Origin of the sequence: Croceicoccus sp. Ery5 (assembly GCF_020985325.1) — a bacterium.
Taxonomy (GTDB): domain Bacteria; phylum Pseudomonadota; class Alphaproteobacteria; order Sphingomonadales; family Sphingomonadaceae; genus Croceicoccus.
This window is the reverse complement of the sequence record NZ_CP087587.1, coordinates 847,674-864,673: the sequence shown is the minus strand read 5'-3', so window position 1 is coordinate 864,673 and position 17,000 is coordinate 847,674. Positions and strand designations below refer to the sequence as shown.

Sequence of the window (17,000 nt, the reverse complement as noted above, 5' to 3'; positions counted from 1 at the left end):
CTAGACCGGGGCCCGTAACCGGCGGAACAGCGCGGGCCGTCTGCTCTTCGCGCCGACGATAGGCTCGAAGAAATCCGACGGGTCCTCGGGGTCCAGCCATTCCTCGTCCGCCATGCGCTTTTGCAGCCCGTTCAACTCGCGCATGGGCAGCGGTTTCAAACGGCGGCCCGGCTGGGGATGCCGGTCGATCAGCGCATGCATCGATCCATAGCGTTCGATCAGCGGCCCCACCTCTTCCGCCTCCAGCCCGATATGTTCGCCCAGCAGCGAATGGCGTATGCGGCGGATCTGTTCGTCGCAGCCCGCGTTCGCGGGGCGGTTCGCATCGATGAACAGGTCGCATTCGCTGTCCAGCCCCAGCGAGCGGTTGTTCATATTGGCCGACCCCACTTTCAACATCATGTCGTCGACAATGGTCAGCTTGGCATGGACATAGATCGGGCTGTCACCATCGGTATGCGGAACATAGATGCGAAAACGGTTCTGCTTGTCGACGCGGCCGATGGTTTCCACCAGACGCTGGCGCGCGGTATCCATCGCTTCCTGTTCCAGCCAGCCATCGGCGAACAGGGGATTGATCAGCACGACTTCGGGCGGATCGGGTTCGCCCATCCGCTGCGCGATGACTTCGGTAATCCGGCGCGACGCGAAATACTGGTTTTCGGCATAGATAAAGCGCTGCGCCTTGCGGATCATGTCGAGGAACAAGGTCTCGATCTCCGCGATCTCCTTGTGGTCCTTCCACTCGGCGCGGGTGCGGGCGATGCCGATTTCGATATCGGTGAACTGCGGCTTTAACTCGGGCGGCCACGCGCTTTCGGGCTGGTGCGGCAACGGCGGAATGTCTTCGCCACCCGCTATGTGCCAGCGATTGCGCCCCAACTCGTCCAGAGCGCCCGCGACCTCGCCCTCCACCATCATGGTCACATCATGCCACGGCATATAGCGTTTGCCGCCCGGCGCGCGGCGCAGCCTCTCCCCGTCGCGATGCGCGCGCGTGTCCCAGCGTTCGGCAGTCATGTCGATCCCGCCGCACACGGCAAAGCGGTCGTCGATGATCACGATTTTCTGGTGGTGGCTGCATCCGACCGGATGGGCGGCATCGAATTTGAACGTGATCCGCCGGTTCTTGAACCAGCGCCACAGATCGATGATCATCGACCCGCGGAAAAACATCTTCACCGCCGCGAAATTCCATTTCAGCACGCGGATCTTCAGATCCTTGTTCTGCTTGGTCAGCCAGACGATGAACGCGCCCAGCCTGCGCGGCGGGTGGCGGCGTTTGAAGATATTCATCCACCCGCGCCCGCGCCCCAGCGCGATGCGCGTATCGAAATCCCACCCGATCAGCATGATGCGCCGCTGCGCGCGCAGCATCGCCTGCTGGATCAGCAGGAAATAATCCGCCGCATCGACGACCAGCGTGGCACGCGTGCAATGTTCGTAACGCCAGACCCCGCGCTCCTCGCTTTCGGGATCGGCAGGACCGGGTTCGTCCTCGGGCGGCCAAAGAGGGGCAGGCTCCGTTCTTTCGGGGCCGTCCCTCTCGTCATTGTCACTGGTCAAGCGCACCTCCGGCGGTCGATGCGGGTGGGATATTGTCGGTGCCTACTCTTTCGCGTCGGCCATGGCGACAGGGGTTACCTCGGCCTCCTCGCATTCCTCGGCCTTATGCTCGTCGAATATCTTGCGCATATGCGCCTTGTCGGCCTCGGTCAGGTAATTGCCGAAATCGGGGAAATGCTCTTCCTCTTCCTCGTCGATATGATGCGTATAGCGATGCGCCAGCTTGTCGAACTTGGCCAGCCATGCGCTGCTGCTCATATCGGTGGCGGCCAGATCGTTCAGCATTTCCTCGATCTCGTGATGCTCGGCGACCGAATGGCGCGTCTCGTCATTCGTGGGCGGCTTGCGCAGCGTAGTGGAATAGAGCGCCATTTCCTCGGCCGCGGCATGGGCTTTCAACTCCTTGGTCAAAGTCTCCAGCAATGCGCGCCGGTCCTCGCTGTCGCCATGCGTCTCGGCGATCTGCTTCAGCAATTGGCGATGCTTGTCGTGATCTTCGATCAGACGGTCAAAAATCTTGTCGGCCATTATGCGGCTCCTGTTGAATGGGTGTTTGCCCGATCAACAGGTAAAGGCGCGATTGGGTTCCGAAACGGCCGCGGACGGCCCCCGTCAGATCCCCGCATACCAGTCATACCCCACGCGGTCCTCCCAATATCCGCCCTTGCCGCCGCCGATGGGGGCCAGCGAATCGACGATCTCGATCGCCTGCACATATTTGGCGTGCTTGTACCCCAGCTGCCGTTCCACACGCAGCCGCAAGGGCGCGCCATTGGCGACGGGCAGCAACGCATCGTTCATGGCCCATGCCAGAATGGTTTGCGGGTGGAACGCATCGATCAGATCGATCGATTCGTAATAGGGCGTCCCGCGATAGAGGTCGGCGCAGCGAAACAGCGCATAGCGCGCCTGCGTCTTCAGCCCCGCGGCTTTCAAAAGCAGCGACAATGGCGGGCCATGCCATTTGCCGATGGCGCTCCACCCCTCCACGCAGTCGTGGCGCGTGATCTGGGTGCGGGCGGGCATGTTGCGGATTTCGGCCAGCGACAGCGCCATCGGGCGTTCGACCAACCCGCCGATGGTCAGCACCCAATCGGCAAAACCGTTCGCGGCCATGGCGTTGTAATCCGCCGTATCGGGATCGCGCGTGCCATTGGCGCGGAACACGGGCGACATCTCGCTCTCGGCATATTCGCGGGCCAGCGCGTTCCGGTCCATGATCGTGCGTTGCAGCGCCTGATGCGCCTTTTCCCCGCTGAACAATAGCGCGCGGCCCGCGCCGCTGTCCTGAAACGCGTCGCATCCGGCCAGCGCCGATCCGGCCAGCCCGCCGATCAGCGCGCGGCGGGTGAATTTGGGATCAATGCGCATCGGGAATTCTCCAGCGGCCCGTGATCATGGACCGGATTTCGTTCACCGGCCCCGCCAGCAACACCAGCAGCAGGTGAACGACGATAAAGACCATGACCGCCCAGCAGGCGATGAAATGGATCGAGCGCGCCGATTGCCGCCCGCCGAATATATCGAGCAGCCAGGGCCATGCCGCATTCATCGCGGGCGAAAGCGTCAGGCCGGTCAGCACCAGCAGGGGCAGCGCGACGAAGATCACCGAAACATAGGCCAGCTTCTGCAATATATTGTAGGCGGCGGGCCGTTCGGGATCGTGAAAGCGCAGCCGCAGATGCGCCCTGATATCGGCCCACAAATGCCGCGGCGCGATGTCGGCAGCGCGGATGCGCAGGTCGCGCAGGATATGTCCGTTCAGCAGGCTGGCGATCATGAACACAGCCAGATTGAACGCGAACAGCAGCGCAAAGGTCAGGTGCCAGCGCCGCGCCATGGCAAGGTTATACTCGCTGGGAATCGTGATCCAGCCGGGAAAGCGCGGCGGATGCAGCCATGCCGGATCGAAATTCGCCCCGAACTGCCCCCAGTACAGATGCGGATGCGCGTTCGATATCATCAACCCGCTGCCGATCAGCACGAAAACCGCCAGCACGTTCACCCAGTGCCACAGCCGCGTCATGATCCGGTGCCGATAGATGCGCTGCGGCGATTCGCTCTGGCTCACATCCTTCTCCCAACAGGTCGCAGGCGATTGCCCGAACGCAGCCTAGCGGGATCGGATCGTTGCGTCACCGTGGGCCCGCGCAGCTTTTTTCGCATCTCGCGCAAAAAGAGCCACACAAGGGGTTGCCAAGGTTCAAAGCCCGCCCTATTGGCCGCCCTCCAGAGCGCGCCCGTAGCTCAGCTGGATAGAGTACCTGACTACGAATCAGGTGGTCGGAGGTTCGAATCCTTCCGGGCGCGCCAACAAAACACCCGGCTCCTCACCAGAGGGGCCGGGTGTTTTGTTTTTCAGGTCACGGCAGGTTCGAACTGTTCGGAGTCGAAGGCGCGAAAGCGCCGGAGACGGCCAGAGCGAAGCGGCGGCCAATACTTCCGCGCGCCGCCGCCTGCACCACGCCCATCACAATCCTGCCTTCAACTGCCCCAGCAAAATCCGGTCCAGCGGCGCCAGATCCAGCGAATCGATCTCGGGAATCGCGAACCAGCCCAGCCCGCCGCCTTCCAGCGGAGCGGGTTTTCCGGTCCAGATTCGGCAGCTGTAAAGAAGCAATACAATGCCGCGCGCCGGTTCCGGCGGTGAAAAATCGCGTGTTTCATGCGCAAATCCGCGCGGCGAAAATGCGCTGTCCGAAATTGTTACACCCAGCTCCTCGGCCAGTTCGCGGGCGAGCGCGGCAGGCGGCGTTTCGCCTGGCTCGACCTTGCCGCCGGGAAATTCCCACAATCCTTCCAAGTGCTTACCGGCAGGTCGCCGGTGCATCAGCACGCGGTTCGCATCGTCGATCAGCGCGCCCGCGACGACCAGCATCGGCGGCAACACCGCGCTTTCGGCCGCAATTTCACTCCGATCTGTCGGCCCCTTTTTCAACTCGTGCCCCCGCATCAACCAAATCTTAATTTCTGCACGTGATTTTGATGATCGGACCACATGAGGAGGCCCGATTAGCAATGACGAACATCGTTCAACAGATGCTGCAAGACGAACAGGGTGCAACGGCCATCGAATATGGCCTGATTGCCGCTCTGGTCGCGATTGCCGCGATGAGCGCGATGAACGCTTTTGCCGGTTCGACCATCACCATGTGGATGACCGTTTCTAGCAAGACCCTGGATGCACAAACTCAAGCGGCAGGTTCGTAATTTACGAATAATTCAGGATCTTATTCTAGGAAGAGTGGGCTTGATCCAGACTTTGGGGGCACCGGAATTCGTGAGGACTTCCGCCAAATACGGAAAGAGCTGGTGAATTGAAGTACTTTATTTGACCAGGAGAATGACCATGAAGCTTTTCAACGAAATCCTCAACGACGAATCCGGCGCGACTGCAATCGAATACGGCCTGATCGCTGCTCTGATCGCCGTTGCTTGCATCACCGCGCTGACCTCGCTGGGCGGTTCGCTCTCGAACACCTTCGGCGAAGTCGACAGCAGCCTGGCTGACGCGACCGCCTAATTAACGGTTCTTCCGTTACTGAGCGGAGGGGTGGCAGGAAACTGCCACCCCTTTGTCGTTTGGGCATCGGGATTTTACGGCGTCCGTGCGTTCCACGCCTTCTGCGCTGTCCGCTCCGGGCCCGCAAACTCAATAAACGACCAGCTTCACCTTCTGCCCCGGCTGCAGCACCGAATTCTGCGTCAGCGAATTCAGCACCAGAAACCGCTCCAGCTTCGCATTGTCATAAGCCATGCGATTCGCCAGACCCTGCACCGTGTCGCCCGATTTGACAGTCACGACATCGATCCGGCGCGGCTTCACGGCCGATGCCTCGCTGGCCGAAATGCGGCGCATCGACGAATACATCGGGTTGAACACACTCGCCCCGCCCGCCTGCGTGATCGTCACGAAGTGGAAGGCCTGCGATTTGGAAAATTCATAGGCGAACACGGTCACATCGACCGATCCGTTACCCGTATTGGCGCGCGCGGTGCCATAGGCGGCGGGAATGCCGTTCACCGTGGTGCGCTGGATTTGCGCAGGCTGAATCTTTGCCTGCCCCTCGCCCGTAAGCTCTCCGAACACGCCGCTGATATAGCTGTCCATATTACCCGAATAGGGGCGACCGGCCAGTTGCCCCTTGCCCGACTGCCCGCTGATCGACACGGCCTGCGTGCCGTTCACAAGGAAGAAACCGCTGGGTGCCTTGAACGCGAAGCGCAGTTCGGGATGAATGAAATTCGCCCCGTCGACGATGCCCTGCTTGGGATCGTCGCCATATAACATGCCGTCGATCGCGGTCAGGAACATGTCGCGATTGGTCACGGTGCCGGGCTTGCCCTGCGCATCCTGATACGCGCCGCGCACGCGGCTGGCGGGATCGGGGTGGGTGCTGGCCCATTCGGGCACCTGATTCGAACTGCCCATCAGCTGTGCGTCCAGCGTATTTTGCTGCGCCAGACTTTCCAGAACGGTCGCCATCGCGGTCGGATCGTAACCCGCGCTCGACAGATAGGCGATGCCAAGATCGTCAGCCTGCAATTCCTGACTGCGCGAATATTTCAGGGTCAACAGCTGGGACCCCTGCATCGCCAGTTCCTGACCCAGCTGTCCCAGTTGCGAATCGCCCAGCAGAACGCTGGACACAACCGCACCCAGCACGCCCAGAATGCTGTTCTGCTGCGCCGCCTGTTGCCGCTGCTGCGAATGGCGCGCGGCGACATGGCCAACCTCGTGCCCCAGCACGCCTGCCAGCTCCGCCTCGTTATCCATCAGCGCGACCAGCTGGCGCGTGGTATAGATATAGCCGCCGGGAATCGCGAAAGCATTGTTCACCGGGCTGTTCAGCAGCGTCACCGTATAGGCATCGCGCGCGCTGGCGAGGCCGGATTGCGCGGCGATATTCTTGCCCACGCGCTCGACATAATTGGACTGCGTACCGGTATAGGCACCGCCGAACTGGGCAAGGAACTGGGGATGCGCCTCGCGCCCGATCTGCTGTTCCTGCGCGGTAATCGCGCCCGCCTGCCCCGGCGTTACCGGCGCGGTGGTCGCCCCGACGCATGCGGTTAGCCCAATGGCCAGCGCACTGACCGAAGCGATGGCTATGCCCGTTTTACGCGAAAACGGGCGGAAATGGCGGCGGTTCATCGGCATCGGCTCCCTCGATTGGCATCCTGACAGGCGCAATCGGCGCCGCCCGCGTCGGGCAGCGCCGAAGTCCCCATGACGGGTAAAACAAGGTTATGACAGCATTTGTTCCCGCAAGCTGAACGGGAATGCATCAGGGTTGCAGGGCCAAAGCCGCCCCTAGAAACCCGAGCCGATCTGCAGGAAACGCTCCGCCCGGCGTGCCTGCAACTGCGCGGCATCATATTGGGCAAGCCCTGCCAGTTCCTCGCCGATTGCGGCGCCAAGCGCCTCGGACGCGGCTGCCGGATCGCGATGCGCGCCGCCCAAGGGCTCGGGCACGATGCGGTCGATCACGCCCAGCTTCTTCAAATCCTGTGCGGTAACCTTCATCGCTTCGGCCGCGTCGGGCGCCTTTTCCGCAGTGCGCCACAGGATCGATGCGCAGCCTTCGGGGCTGATCACCGAATAGACGGCGTGTTCCATCATCAGCACGCGCTCGGCAGAAGCCAGCGCCACCGCGCCGCCCGATCCGCCCTCGCCCACGATGGTGGCGACCATCGGCACCGGCAGGTCAAGGCAGGCCTGCGTCGCGCGGGCGATCGCCTCGGCCTGACCGCGCTCCTCGGCCTCGATCCCCGGGAACGCGCCCGACGTATCGACCAGAGTGACCACCGGCAGGCCGAAGCGGCCTGCCATTTCCATCAGGCGCACTGCCTTGCGATAGCCTTCGGGTTTGCCCATGCCGAAATTATGTTTCAGCCGCGACTGGACATCATGGCCCTTTTCATGGCCGATCAGCATCACTTTCTGCCCGGATTTCAGCGTGGCGAAACCGCCCAGAATCGCCTGATCGTCGGCAAAGCTGCGGTCGCCGCCCAGCGGCATGAAATCATCGGTCAGATGCGCGACGTAATCGCGAAAATGCGGGCGCTGCGGATGGCGGGCGACCTGCGTTTTCTGCCACGGCGACAGGCTGCGATAGATCTGGGCGCGCTGGTTGGCGGCCTTGGCTTCCAGCTTTGAAACCTCGGCCTTGATGTCGACGACATCGTCCTTGTCCGCCGTGTCGCGCAGCGCCTTGATCTGGGCTTCCAGCTCGGCCAGCGGCTTTTCGAATTCGAGATAGGAAATCATGCCATCGCGCTAAACGCACATTTCGCAATGGGCAAGAGCATGCGTAGCGCCCCTCCCTTACGATGCCCCTCCCTAACGGCGCGCGCCGCCAGATCCGCCCGCCAGCGGATGCTTCGCGTTCACAAGCTCCACCAGCCGCGCCGAATCGACATGGGTATAGATCTGCGTGGTCGAAATGTCGGAATGGCCCAGCAATGTCTGCAACACGCGCAGATCGGCCCCGCCTTCCAGCAAATGGGTGGCGAATGCGTGGCGCAGCACATGCGGGCTGACCGCTTCGGGGGCAATGCCCGCCCTGCCCGCCAGATCGCGCAGCAACTGGAACAGGCGCACCCGGCTGATATGGCCGGTGCGCGAGGGGAAGAGGAAGCGCGCGCCCTTGTCATTCTTCGCCGGAACGATGCGTTTTGTAAGCCATGCCGACAAGGCCTGCCGCGCGCGCGTCGAAACCGGCACCATGCGCTGCTTCCCGCCCTTGCCCGTCAATGTCAGCAGCGGTGCATCGCGCGGCACGCTGTTCAGGGGAAGCGACACCAGCTCGGTCGCGCGCAGGCCCGATCCATACAGCAGTTCCAGCAGCGCCAGCATGCGCACCGCTTCGGGCTTGCCGGTCTGCGCCTCTTCCTCGGCCACGGCGAACAGCGCGGCGATCTGGTCGTGCGTCAACAGGCGCGGCAGCGGGCGGCGGGTGCGCGGGCGGGGCAAGGCGTCCGAAGGATCGTCCTGCCGCAGCCCCTCGTCCACCAGAAAGCCATAGAACTGGCGCAGCGCCGAACAGCGGCGCGCAAGGCTGCTGGGTGCCAGATGCGCCCATTCGCTGCCCAGCCCCGCCAGCGCGTCGCCATCGGCATGGACCAGATCGGGCACCGCCTCGCGCGCGGCATCAAGGTCGCGGGCATAGGCGGCCAGCGTATTGGTCGCGGCCCCGCGCTCCGCCGCCAGATGGGCAAGGAATTCCTGTATGGCGGCGCGGCTCATGCGCGCACCGCCTCAGCCGCGGGCCACGGCTTCTGCCGCGATCATCCGTGCTTCGGCTTCCAGACCCGCAGCCTTCATGGCCGAGACGATGTGATACAGATGCAGCGGCGTCATCTTGGACCAGCCGGAGCCCTGCATGCCAAGACCAGCCAGCATCGTCACCAGCACCGGATTGCCCCGTTCGCCCGCGCGGGCGATCGCGCGGGTCCATGCGGTTTCGCGGTTCAGGTCGAACGCCAGCTCGCCCGACAATTCGCCGGTATTGGCCGGTGTCATCCGCCCCAGCCCCGCCAGCCCCGCGACCAGAAAGCGCGAACGGCGGCCCGCGCCGTCATCATCCATGAAACTGCGGATCGCGCCTTCCTCTACCGGCGTGTTGCGCGCGGGCGCGGCCAGCGCCAGCAGCGCCCAGCCATCGCTGCCCACCGGCACGACACCGGCCCAGCGCATCGCATTGCGGTCCAGCCCCGCCGTCAGCATCGATGCGATCAGATCGCCCGCATCATCGGCCATTCCGGCATTCACCGGCATGCGCGCCGCGGCATAGGCAGTCAGCACCAGCCGCGCATAATGCGCATCGTCGTCCGCATCGCCCCAGATGTCCTGCATCGCGGCCAGACGCTCTGCCGGTGACCCGACATAGGCTTCGCGCAATTGCGCGGCGCGCGCCGCCGCGTCGCCCGACAATTCGGTATCGTCGTAGATCTGCGCATAAAGATCGACCATCGCGGTGCCCGACAGGATGCCCCGCCGCCCCGCCAGATCGGACGCGCCCGCCCGCTCCACGATATTCACCGCGGGCGAACTGGCCGCCATGACAAGGTAACGCGGCCCGCCGGACGCGCGCAGCCCCTCGGGCACTTCGGCCCCCGTCGCCGTCGCCAGCGCATAGCGCCACGGGCTCAGCCGGTCGACATTGTCCCATTCCAGCGTGACCGCGCGGCGCTGCCGCCCGACCGCGCCTGCGTATTTCTGCGCCAGCAGCGCATCGAAACGGTTGTCGTCGCCGCGCCGGACCATGCGTTCGATGCGGTCCATCCCGCCGCTCTCCCCCGAATAGGTCGAGCAGATGGCGCGCCACATATCCCAATGCGCGTCCTCTCGCGAAGCGCCGTGAATGCGCATCATCGGGCATGCGCCGGTGATATCGCCGGTGCCGAGATAGGCGTCATAGGCCGCGGAAATCAGGCGTTGCGAATAATCCGCCGTATCGACCTCTTGCACCAGGGCGCGGGCCACCGACGGTTCGCCCATGCGGTTCAGCAGCGCGGCGCGCAATGCGGCGAATTCCACCCCGTCCATGCCCGCAGGCGCGATCATCCGCCCTGCCAGCGCGCGGCGCAGCGCGATATGGCCCCAGCGCGACACCAGCGGGCCTTTCGTTCCCGCCAGCACATTGCGCACGAACAGGGCGCGCGTATTGGCCAGCGCCGCATCGCCCATGCCGCCTTCGTTCGCGGCCAACAGGCCAACCCGCGCGGTCGAACGGCGCGCGGCGGGCGGGATATCGAACGTCGGCTTCAGGCCAAGCAATTCGTCCAGCGCATCCGTGTCCATCTCCTCCAGCTCTTCGAGCGAGGGGAGACTTTCCAGCAAGCGGCGCGCAGCCTCTGCCCGCGACAGGGCGGGCGGCGCAGCGTTCGCACCGCTAACATCCTGCACCACCGGCTGCGAAACGCTGCTGCCCGTGGCGGGCGCGGCAGGGGGCTGGCCATTGGCAGGGCGTGCAGACGGTGCGGGCGCAGGCGCGGCCCTGGGGGCCGGAGCCGGTGCAGGGGCGGGCGCCGGAGCAGGCGCGGGATCGTCGAAACCCGGCGGCAACAGCGATTCGGGCGATTGCTGCGCCATCAGCACTGCCGCAGGGGTCGCCGCCATCAGCGCGGCGACGGTCAGCCGCATCCTCATGCGCCGTCACCCTGCATGGCGTCTCCCTGCGCGGTGACGGGATGCAATTCTTCCTCGATCAGATGGACATCGCGATATCCGCCGTCGATCCACGCATAGACGATCACGGCCAGCACCACGCCGCCCGCGATCAGGGCCCAGCGCGGCAGACGCGTCTGTCTCCGGCTGCCGGAATACCGGCCCGACGACAGCTTTTCATAGGGGGATTTACGCGAAATCGTACTCACCATCACCTGCTTTGCGCGCATATTCGGGACCTTGCCCGCCGCACCCGCTCAAAATTCACGGCATGGCACGCGCTTGCAAGACCGGTTAGCCCAACTATAGGCATTGCTCAATGTCCCAGCCGAGCAATTCATCGCCCGATATACACAATATGCACGCCGCCCTTCCCTTGCCCGATGCCGCGGCGCTGTCCGCACTGGCCGCGCGCGTGGACCGGCCGGTGGTGTTGGTGGGGCTGATGGGCGTGGGAAAATCGACCATCGGGCGGCGGTTGGCGCAATGTCTTGGCACTCCCTTCGTCGACGCGGACGACGAGGTGGTGGAAGCCGCGCAAATGAGCATTCCCGAAATCTTCGACCGTTTCGGCGAAGCCTATTTCCGCGACGGAGAGCGCCGCGTGATTGCCCGGCTGATCGAGGATAATGCGGGCCGCCCCGCCGTGATCGCCACGGGCGGCGGCGCCTTTGCCGACGACGAGACCCGGGCGCTGATTCTGGATCGCGCGATCGCGGTATGGCTCGACGCCGATATCGACACGCTGGTCGCGCGCGTCAGCCGCAAGAGCACGCGCCCGCTGCTGACGGGCAAGGACCCGCGCGCCGTGCTGGAAGATCTGTTGGCGAAACGCGGCCCCGCCTATGCCGAGGCACCGATCAGGGTGATCAGCGACGGCGGGCCGCAGACGAATGGCGTTGCGCGCATTCTGGCCGCGCTGGGGGACTATCTGGCATGACGATCTTTACCGTGCCCGTCGCGCTGGCGGGCCGCAGCTATGACGTGCGCGTGGGCAGCGGATTGCTGGGCGATCTTGCCGCCGAATGCGGCCCCCTGCTGCGCAAGGCCGCGGTGCCCGTCGTCACCGACGAACAGGTCGCCCCATTGTACCGCGACGCGATAGAGGCATCGCTGGCGGCCAGCGCCAAGGAAGCGCGCTGGATGATCCTGCCCGCGGGCGAGGCGACGAAGAACTGGGCCAGTCTGGAAGCGGTGTGCGATTTCCTGCTGGCCGAAGGCGTCGATCGCGGCGACCATATTCTGGCGCTGGGCGGCGGCGTGATCGGCGATCTGACGGGCTTTGCCGCATCGGTGCTGAAACGCGGCTGCGGCTTTATCCAGCTGCCCACCACACTGCTGGCGCAGGTCGATTCCAGCGTCGGCGGCAAGACCGCGATCAACACGCGCGCGGGCAAGAATCTGATCGGCGCGTTCCACCAACCCGCACTGGTGCTGGCCGATACCGGCGCGCTGGCCACGCTGCCCCCGCGCGAATTGCGCGCAGGCTATGCCGAGGTGGTGAAATACGGGCTGATCGACGATCCCGAATTCTTCGCATGGTGCGAAGCGCATGGCGCGGCCCTGCTGGCAGGGGACGAGGCTTTGCGCGGCGAAGCGGTCCGCCGCTCGGTCGCGGCCAAGGCGCGTGTCGTCGCCGCGGACGAGCGCGAGACGACCGGCACCCGTGCCCTGTTGAACCTTGGCCATACGTTCGGTCACGCGCTGGAGGCCGAATGCGGCTATTCGGGCAGGCTGCTGCATGGCGAGGCGGTGGCGATGGGCATGGTGCTGGCCGCGCGATATTCGGTGCGGCGCGGCGAGATGCACGGGCAGGACGCGGAACGGATCGCGGCCCATTTCAGGGCAATGGAGATGCGCGCCGACCTGACCGAGCTGGGCCTCGATTGCGATGGCCGCCAGCTTGCGGACCACATGCTGCACGACAAGAAGATGGATGCAGGCACGCTGCCCTTCCTGCTGATGCGGGGGATCGGACAGGCCTATCTGGCAAAGGATGTCGCGCTGGACGACGTGGCCGCATTCCTGAACGACGAGTTGGCCCGCCAGGCGGCCTGATCCCCATCACCTGATTTCTTCATAAAGCAGGCCGTCACGAAAAAGGCGCCCTTCCCGCGGGGGAAGAGCGCCCTTTTCTTGCAGACGGACCGTTCGATAACGGGCCGTTCCGCTTAGTTGCTGGCCGCCTTGGCGTTTTCCAGCTTGGCCATCGCGCCTTCCAGCGCCTTGTGCAGGCTCAGCGTGTCGGCGCCCTGGCTCGGCGGATATTCCTGAAGGCTCTTCAGATGTTCCGCGATAAAGGGCGTGGCTGCCGTCGGTGCCCACAGCTTCGATGCCATGAACTTGCGCCCGACATAGCCCCATTCCTCGCTTTCGGGATCCATCTTTTCCAGCGGATCCATCAGCAGGTTGAACACATAGGGGACCGAGGGATAGCTGCGTTCGTTGAACCAGCTGTTGTTCATCTTCACCCCGATGTGCATCTTCCAGCCGTCGATACGCACGGCGGTCAGCTCGGTCTCGTCGTAATAGAAATGGGCGCGGCGGGCCGATTTGGTCGACTTGCCGGTCCACATGTCCAGCTGGCTGAAACCGTCGAGGTGAACCTTGAACACGGTTTCGTCGTCGCCCAGCGTCGTGCCTTCGAGCAGCTTTTCCTTCACGTCGCCCATGCCGGCGGCCGAAGCCAGCGTCATGAACACGTCTTCATGGTTCTGCAGGCCGTTGATCGAGCTGCCGGCCGGAATATTGCCGGGCCAGCGCGCCAGCATCGGCACACGCACGCCGCCTTCCCAGGTGGTGCCCTTCTCGCCGCGGAACGGGGCATAGCCGCCGTCGGGCCACAGCATCAGCTCGTTACCGTTGTCGGTCGAGTAGATGACGATGGTGTCGTCGGCGAGGCCGTTTTCGTCGAGCCAGTCGAGCAGGCGTCCGACCTGTTCGTCATGCTCGATCATCTTGGCGCGGACCACGTCTTCCTCGGCGCGGCCTTCGTCCACGGCCATCTGCGTGTACTTCTTGGGCGGGTGCGAGAAGATGTGGATCGCGGTGGTGTTGAACCAGCAGAAGAACGGGCCTTCCTTGTTGCGGTCCAGCCAGTCGATGGTCTTGTCCAGCACTTCGCCGTCAAAAGTTTCCATGCGCTTGCGGGTCAGCGGGCCGGTGTTTTCGATCTTCTGCTTGCCGCGGATGCCGAAGATGCCGTCATCGGTATCGTCGAACTCGTCCGTCGCCCATGCGTGCAGCACGCCGCGCGGGCCGTATTTCTTCTGGTATTCGGGGTTCTTCTGGCCCGGATAATCCAGCTCTTCGGGCTCTTCCTCGGCGTTGAGGTGATAGAGATTGCCGAACCATTCGTCGAAACCGTGCGACGTGGGCAGGAATTCGTTGCGGTCGCCAAGGTGATTCTTGCCGAACTGGCCGGTCTTGTAACCCGCAGTCTTCAGCACCTGCGCCAGCGTGGGATCGCCCTTTTGAATGCCGCGCGGCGAACCGGGAATGCCGATGGTGGTCATGCCGGTGCGCACGGGCAGCTGGCCAGTGATGAATGCGGCGCGACCCGCGGTACAGCTGGGCTGGCCATAGTGGTCGGTAAAGACCGCGCCTTCCTTGCCGATGCGGTCGATATTGGGCGTGTGACCCATCATGCCGTGGGTATAGGCACCGACGTTCCACACGCCGATGTCGTCACCCCAGATGACGAGAATATTGGGTTTTCCGTTAGGCATTCACTCTACTCCAGGCTGAAAGGCGCTTTGGATGCAACCTTGTCGGCCCGTGCGCTGCCGAACCCCATCAGGGATTCTCCCGAGTTCTGCGGGGGGACATCCTCTGGCAGGCGAAATTTTCCGATCGGAGAACGGGCGTTATCCCGATTTACCCGCCCGGCTGCCGGTAAAAATGAATAAAATATGACAATGTTACGCTTTGCTGGCAGGCTGCGCGTGCTTTTGGCAATGCGCGGCCCGCGCTGCCCCCGACCGGACCAGAGGGGCGGTTCGCGTGACTATCGGAGCGAAGCACAACAATGGCTTACCGCCTGCGCCGTAAGGACCGTTCGATCGAGAAAGCCGTCCGCCGCATCGCGCGCGAACAGATCGGCAAGGCGTTGAACGCGATCGAGGATTGCGAAAATCCGGCCGAACCCGTCCATGACATCCGCAAGCATTGCAAGAAATTGCGCGGGCTGCTGCGGCTGGTGCGCGGGGATTTCGCCGATTACGCGCAGGAAAATGCCGCCTTCCGCGATATCGCCGCGCGCCTTGCCGCACCGCGCACCACACGGGTGACGCTGACCATTTTCGACCGGCTGCGCGACGATATGAACGGCACGGCCAAGGGCAAGGCGCTGGCCGATTACCGTGGCTTTCTGGCCGAAGCCATTATCCCCGACAGGCCCGCCGATACCCCGGCCGCCGCGCTGGACGAATGCCGCGCATTGCTGGAAGACGCTGCGCAGCGCGCGCGCAAATGGCATCTGGACGATGACGGGTGGAGCGCGATCAGGGGCGGACTTGCCCGCAGCTATTCGCGCGGTTTCGACCGTTTCGCACGCCTGTCCGCCGATGTTTCGGATGGCCCTTCCGCCAGCGCGCTGCACGATGCGCGCAAGGATCTGAAGGATCACTGGTATCACACGCGGCTGCTGGAAAATCTGGACCCGGCGAAAATGCGCGCCCGCGCCCGCATCGCGCACCGGCTGACCGAAGCGATGGGCGACCATCACGACCTGTCCGATTTCGAAAGCGCGCTGAATGCGGCGGGCGATCCGCGGCACGAGGAATTGCGCGAAATCTTGCTGGTGCTAGCCCGCCGCGACCGCGCCATTCTGGAAGAGCGCATGCGCGAACTGGGCGCGAAACTGCTGACGCCCGCCCCCGATGCGCTGGTGAAGGACTGGCACGGATTGTGGAAACGCTGGCGTGGCGGACGGGGCTGATCCTCTCCGCGCCCCTGCAATAGAGGTCGAGCGCAAGTTCCTTGTCACCGGCGACGGCTGGCGCGCGCAGGCGGGCACCCGCAGCCATATCGAACAAGCCTATCTGGCGCGCACCGCCGAACGCGAGATTCGCGTGCGCATTATCGACGGACGGGACGCCGTGCTGACGGTAAAATCGGCTCGCCCCGATATGATCCGCCGCGAAGTCGAATGCCCGCTGCCCCCGGACAAGGCCCGCGAGCTGATCGCCATGGCCGACGGACGGATCGAGAAATACCGCCACCGCATCGCGGCGGGCGGGGCGCTATGCTGGGAAGTGGACGAATTCATCGTGACGGGCCGGTCGACGGATGGCAGGTCGACGGATGGCAGGTCGACGGATGGCCAGTCGACGGGGGGCGGGTTGATATTGGCCGAAATCGAACTTCCCGCTCCCGACACCCCGTTCGACCGCCCCGACTGGCTGGGCCGCGAAGTGACCGGCGATCCGGCCTATTACAATGCCGTGCTGGCGGGCGGATGCCCGCAATAATCGGGCCCTCTGGCTGCAATTGTGCTGTCCTACACCCCGCGGTCCATGCAAAAGAGCCGCATCGCGAAATGGCGATGCGGCTCTTTGATCATCGTGTGAATTTTCGCGGCATGTGACCGTGTCAACCGACAGGCCAAATCGGGCCAAAAACGGCGGTTTTCCGCGCTTTCGGTAAGGGTGACACTGTTGCGACAAGTGTCACCTTTGTAACCCTGAAAGCCCGAATTACCGGCCCTTGATCGGCACGCCCGGCTTGTTCTTCGCCGTCCGGATCACCAGCGAGGTTTTGACGCTGGCCACATTGGGTGCGGGCGTCAGACGGCTGGTCAGGAATTCCTGAAAACTTTGCAGATCGTGGCTGACGATCTTGAGCATGAAATCGATCTCGCCGTTCAGCATATGGCATTCGCGCACTTCGGGCAGCGTGTTCATATGCTCCTCGAACGCCTTCAGCGATTCCTCGGCCTGACTCTTCAGACTGACCATCGCGAAAACGGTGATCGTATAGCTGAGAGCGGCGGGATCGAGTTCGGCGTGATAGCCGCGAATGATGCCCGCTTCCTCCAGCGCGCGGACGCGGCGAAGGCAGGGCGGCGCGGTCAGGCCGACTCGGCTGGCCAGTTCCACATTGGTGATGCGGCCTTCCGATTGCAGTTCGGCCAGCAGATGGCGGTCAATTTCGTCCAGAATCATAAGGGTTTATTCCTTTGCCGTCTTCTGCGCCATCGCCATGCTCCCCAGCGGGCGGGACGGATGGTGAGACATATAACAAAGTTTTCGGCGTGTTTCTC

Annotated in this window: 18 protein-coding genes and 1 tRNA gene; 7 read left to right on the top strand and 12 right to left on the bottom strand. The window is 63.8% G+C overall.

From position 1 onward, the window contains the following. The 4 genes from LOZ74_RS04150 to LOZ74_RS04135 form a co-directional block, all read right to left on the bottom strand. Complete coding sequence (locus tag LOZ74_RS04150; RefSeq protein ID WP_230293022.1) at positions 1-1,566, bottom strand: phospholipase D-like domain-containing protein; 1,566 nt, start codon at positions 1,564-1,566, stop codon at positions 1-3. A 42-nt stretch (positions 1,567-1,608) separates the two neighbouring features. Further along, on the bottom strand, positions 1,609-2,094 hold the full coding sequence (locus tag LOZ74_RS04145; RefSeq protein WP_230293021.1) for a hemerythrin domain-containing protein: 486 nt from the start codon (positions 2,092-2,094) through the stop codon (positions 1,609-1,611). A gap of 84 nt (positions 2,095-2,178) precedes the next feature. Continuing rightward, positions 2,179-2,937, bottom strand: coding sequence for a molybdopterin-binding protein (locus LOZ74_RS04140; RefSeq protein WP_230293020.1), 759 nt, complete (start codon positions 2,935-2,937; stop codon positions 2,179-2,181). Continuing rightward, complete coding sequence (locus LOZ74_RS04135; RefSeq protein ID WP_230293812.1) at positions 2,927-3,592, bottom strand: cytochrome b/b6 domain-containing protein; 666 nt, start codon at positions 3,590-3,592, stop codon at positions 2,927-2,929. The genes LOZ74_RS04140 and LOZ74_RS04135 overlap by 11 nt, the downstream gene beginning before the upstream one ends. A 210-nt stretch (positions 3,593-3,802) precedes the next feature. On the opposite strand from LOZ74_RS04135, the gene LOZ74_RS04130 reads away from it, so the two are divergent. Next, positions 3,803-3,879: transfer RNA gene (locus tag LOZ74_RS04130), tRNA-Arg, on the top strand. Positions 3,880-4,036: 157 nt separating this feature from the next. Here the strand turns inward: LOZ74_RS04130 and LOZ74_RS04125 are convergent. After that, a complete protein-coding gene (locus LOZ74_RS04125; RefSeq protein ID WP_304505967.1) occupies positions 4,037-4,444 on the bottom strand; it encodes a (deoxy)nucleoside triphosphate pyrophosphohydrolase in 408 nt (135 codons plus the stop codon). A 140-nt stretch (positions 4,445-4,584) separates the two neighbouring features. Between LOZ74_RS04125 and LOZ74_RS04120 the strand changes: the two genes are divergently transcribed. Further along, positions 4,585-4,776: a Flp family type IVb pilin gene (locus LOZ74_RS04120; protein WP_230293019.1), complete on the top strand. Its 192-nt coding sequence runs from the start codon at positions 4,585-4,587 to the stop codon at positions 4,774-4,776. A 139-nt stretch (positions 4,777-4,915) separates the two neighbouring features. Further along, entirely contained in the window at positions 4,916-5,089 is a 174-nt protein-coding gene (locus tag LOZ74_RS04115) for a Flp family type IVb pilin (RefSeq protein ID WP_230293018.1), read from the top strand. A 129-nt stretch (positions 5,090-5,218) separates the two neighbouring features. On the opposite strand, the gene LOZ74_RS04110 is transcribed toward LOZ74_RS04115, so the two are convergent. The 5 genes from LOZ74_RS04110 to LOZ74_RS04090 form a co-directional block, all read right to left on the bottom strand. Next, entirely contained in the window at positions 5,219-6,721 is a 1,503-nt protein-coding gene (locus LOZ74_RS04110) for a M48 family metalloprotease (protein ID WP_230293017.1), read from the bottom strand. A gap of 159 nt (positions 6,722-6,880) precedes the next feature. Then, positions 6,881-7,837, bottom strand: coding sequence for an acetyl-CoA carboxylase carboxyltransferase subunit alpha (locus LOZ74_RS04105; RefSeq protein ID WP_230293016.1), 957 nt, complete (start codon positions 7,835-7,837; stop codon positions 6,881-6,883). Positions 7,838-7,909: 72 nt separating this feature from the next. Further along, complete coding sequence (locus LOZ74_RS04100) at positions 7,910-8,815, bottom strand: tyrosine recombinase (RefSeq protein ID WP_230293015.1); 906 nt, start codon at positions 8,813-8,815, stop codon at positions 7,910-7,912. 12 nt (positions 8,816-8,827) lie between these two features. Next, the gene (locus LOZ74_RS04095) at positions 8,828-10,720 is read right to left on the bottom strand and encodes a hypothetical protein (RefSeq protein ID WP_230293014.1); all 1,893 of its coding nucleotides are present in this window, start codon (positions 10,718-10,720) and stop codon (positions 8,828-8,830) included. Continuing rightward, positions 10,717-10,950, bottom strand: a complete 234-nt coding sequence (locus LOZ74_RS04090) for a hypothetical protein (protein ID WP_230293013.1) — start codon at positions 10,948-10,950, stop codon at positions 10,717-10,719. The genes LOZ74_RS04095 and LOZ74_RS04090 overlap by 4 nt, the downstream gene beginning before the upstream one ends. 146 nt (positions 10,951-11,096) lie before the next feature. Here LOZ74_RS04090 and LOZ74_RS04085 point away from each other — a divergent pair, with 146 nt between their 5' ends. Further along, positions 11,097-11,678, top strand: a complete 582-nt coding sequence (locus LOZ74_RS04085) for a shikimate kinase (protein WP_230281812.1) — start codon at positions 11,097-11,099, stop codon at positions 11,676-11,678. A gap of 2 nt (positions 11,679-11,680) precedes the next feature. After that, positions 11,681-12,796 carry a 3-dehydroquinate synthase gene (gene aroB, locus LOZ74_RS04080; protein ID WP_230293810.1) on the top strand — a complete coding sequence of 372 codons (1,116 nt, stop codon included), beginning with the start codon at positions 11,681-11,683 and terminating at the stop codon, positions 12,794-12,796. A gap of 113 nt (positions 12,797-12,909) precedes the next feature. On the opposite strand, the gene LOZ74_RS04075 is transcribed toward aroB, so the two are convergent. Further along, positions 12,910-14,466: an arylsulfatase gene (locus LOZ74_RS04075; protein WP_230293012.1), complete on the bottom strand. Its 1,557-nt coding sequence runs from the start codon at positions 14,464-14,466 to the stop codon at positions 12,910-12,912. A 299-nt stretch (positions 14,467-14,765) separates the two neighbouring features. On the opposite strand from LOZ74_RS04075, the gene LOZ74_RS04070 reads away from it, so the two are divergent. Beyond that, positions 14,766-15,677, top strand: a complete 912-nt coding sequence (locus tag LOZ74_RS04070; RefSeq protein ID WP_230293011.1) for a CHAD domain-containing protein — start codon at positions 14,766-14,768, stop codon at positions 15,675-15,677. After that, positions 15,661-16,209 carry a CYTH domain-containing protein gene (locus LOZ74_RS04065; RefSeq protein WP_230293010.1) on the top strand — a complete coding sequence of 183 codons (549 nt, stop codon included), beginning with the start codon at positions 15,661-15,663 and terminating at the stop codon, positions 16,207-16,209. Before LOZ74_RS04070 ends, LOZ74_RS04065 begins: the two co-directional genes overlap by 17 nt. Positions 16,210-16,434: 225 nt before the next feature. On the opposite strand, the gene LOZ74_RS04060 is transcribed toward LOZ74_RS04065, so the two are convergent. Then, entirely contained in the window at positions 16,435-16,902 is a 468-nt protein-coding gene (locus tag LOZ74_RS04060; RefSeq protein WP_230281723.1) for an Lrp/AsnC family transcriptional regulator, read from the bottom strand. Positions 16,903-17,000 lie beyond the last annotated feature (98 nt).

What these genes read in the sequence shown, in the direction of transcription:
- LOZ74_RS04110 (WP_230293017.1), bottom strand. Translation starts at nt 6,721, where the DNA reads ATGAACCGCCGCCATTTCCGCCCGTTTTCGCGTAAAACGGGCATAGCC.
- LOZ74_RS04115 (WP_230293018.1), top strand. Translation starts at nt 4,916, where the DNA reads ATGAAGCTTTTCAACGAAATCCTCAACGACGAATCCGGCGCGACTGCA.
- LOZ74_RS04140 (WP_230293020.1), bottom strand. Translation starts at nt 2,937, where the DNA reads ATGCGCATTGATCCCAAATTCACCCGCCGCGCGCTGATCGGCGGGCTG.
- LOZ74_RS04070 (WP_230293011.1), top strand. Translation starts at nt 14,766, where the DNA reads ATGGCTTACCGCCTGCGCCGTAAGGACCGTTCGATCGAGAAAGCCGTC.
- LOZ74_RS04085 (WP_230281812.1), top strand. Translation starts at nt 11,097, where the DNA reads ATGCACGCCGCCCTTCCCTTGCCCGATGCCGCGGCGCTGTCCGCACTG.
- LOZ74_RS04100 (WP_230293015.1), bottom strand. Translation starts at nt 8,815, where the DNA reads ATGAGCCGCGCCGCCATACAGGAATTCCTTGCCCATCTGGCGGCGGAG.
- LOZ74_RS04095 (WP_230293014.1), bottom strand. Translation starts at nt 10,720, where the DNA reads ATGAGGATGCGGCTGACCGTCGCCGCGCTGATGGCGGCGACCCCTGCG.
- LOZ74_RS04125 (WP_304505967.1), bottom strand. Translation starts at nt 4,444, where the DNA reads ATGCTGGTCGTCGCGGGCGCGCTGATCGACGATGCGAACCGCGTGCTG.
- LOZ74_RS04060 (WP_230281723.1), bottom strand. Translation starts at nt 16,902, where the DNA reads ATGATTCTGGACGAAATTGACCGCCATCTGCTGGCCGAACTGCAATCG.
- LOZ74_RS04120 (WP_230293019.1), top strand. Translation starts at nt 4,585, where the DNA reads ATGACGAACATCGTTCAACAGATGCTGCAAGACGAACAGGGTGCAACG.
- LOZ74_RS04105 (WP_230293016.1), bottom strand. Translation starts at nt 7,837, where the DNA reads ATGATTTCCTATCTCGAATTCGAAAAGCCGCTGGCCGAGCTGGAAGCC.
- LOZ74_RS04145 (WP_230293021.1), bottom strand. Translation starts at nt 2,094, where the DNA reads ATGGCCGACAAGATTTTTGACCGTCTGATCGAAGATCACGACAAGCAT.
- LOZ74_RS04090 (WP_230293013.1), bottom strand. Translation starts at nt 10,950, where the DNA reads ATGGTGAGTACGATTTCGCGTAAATCCCCCTATGAAAAGCTGTCGTCG.
- LOZ74_RS04075 (WP_230293012.1), bottom strand. Translation starts at nt 14,466, where the DNA reads ATGCCTAACGGAAAACCCAATATTCTCGTCATCTGGGGTGACGACATC.
- LOZ74_RS04135 (WP_230293812.1), bottom strand. Translation starts at nt 3,592, where the DNA reads ATGACGCGGCTGTGGCACTGGGTGAACGTGCTGGCGGTTTTCGTGCTG.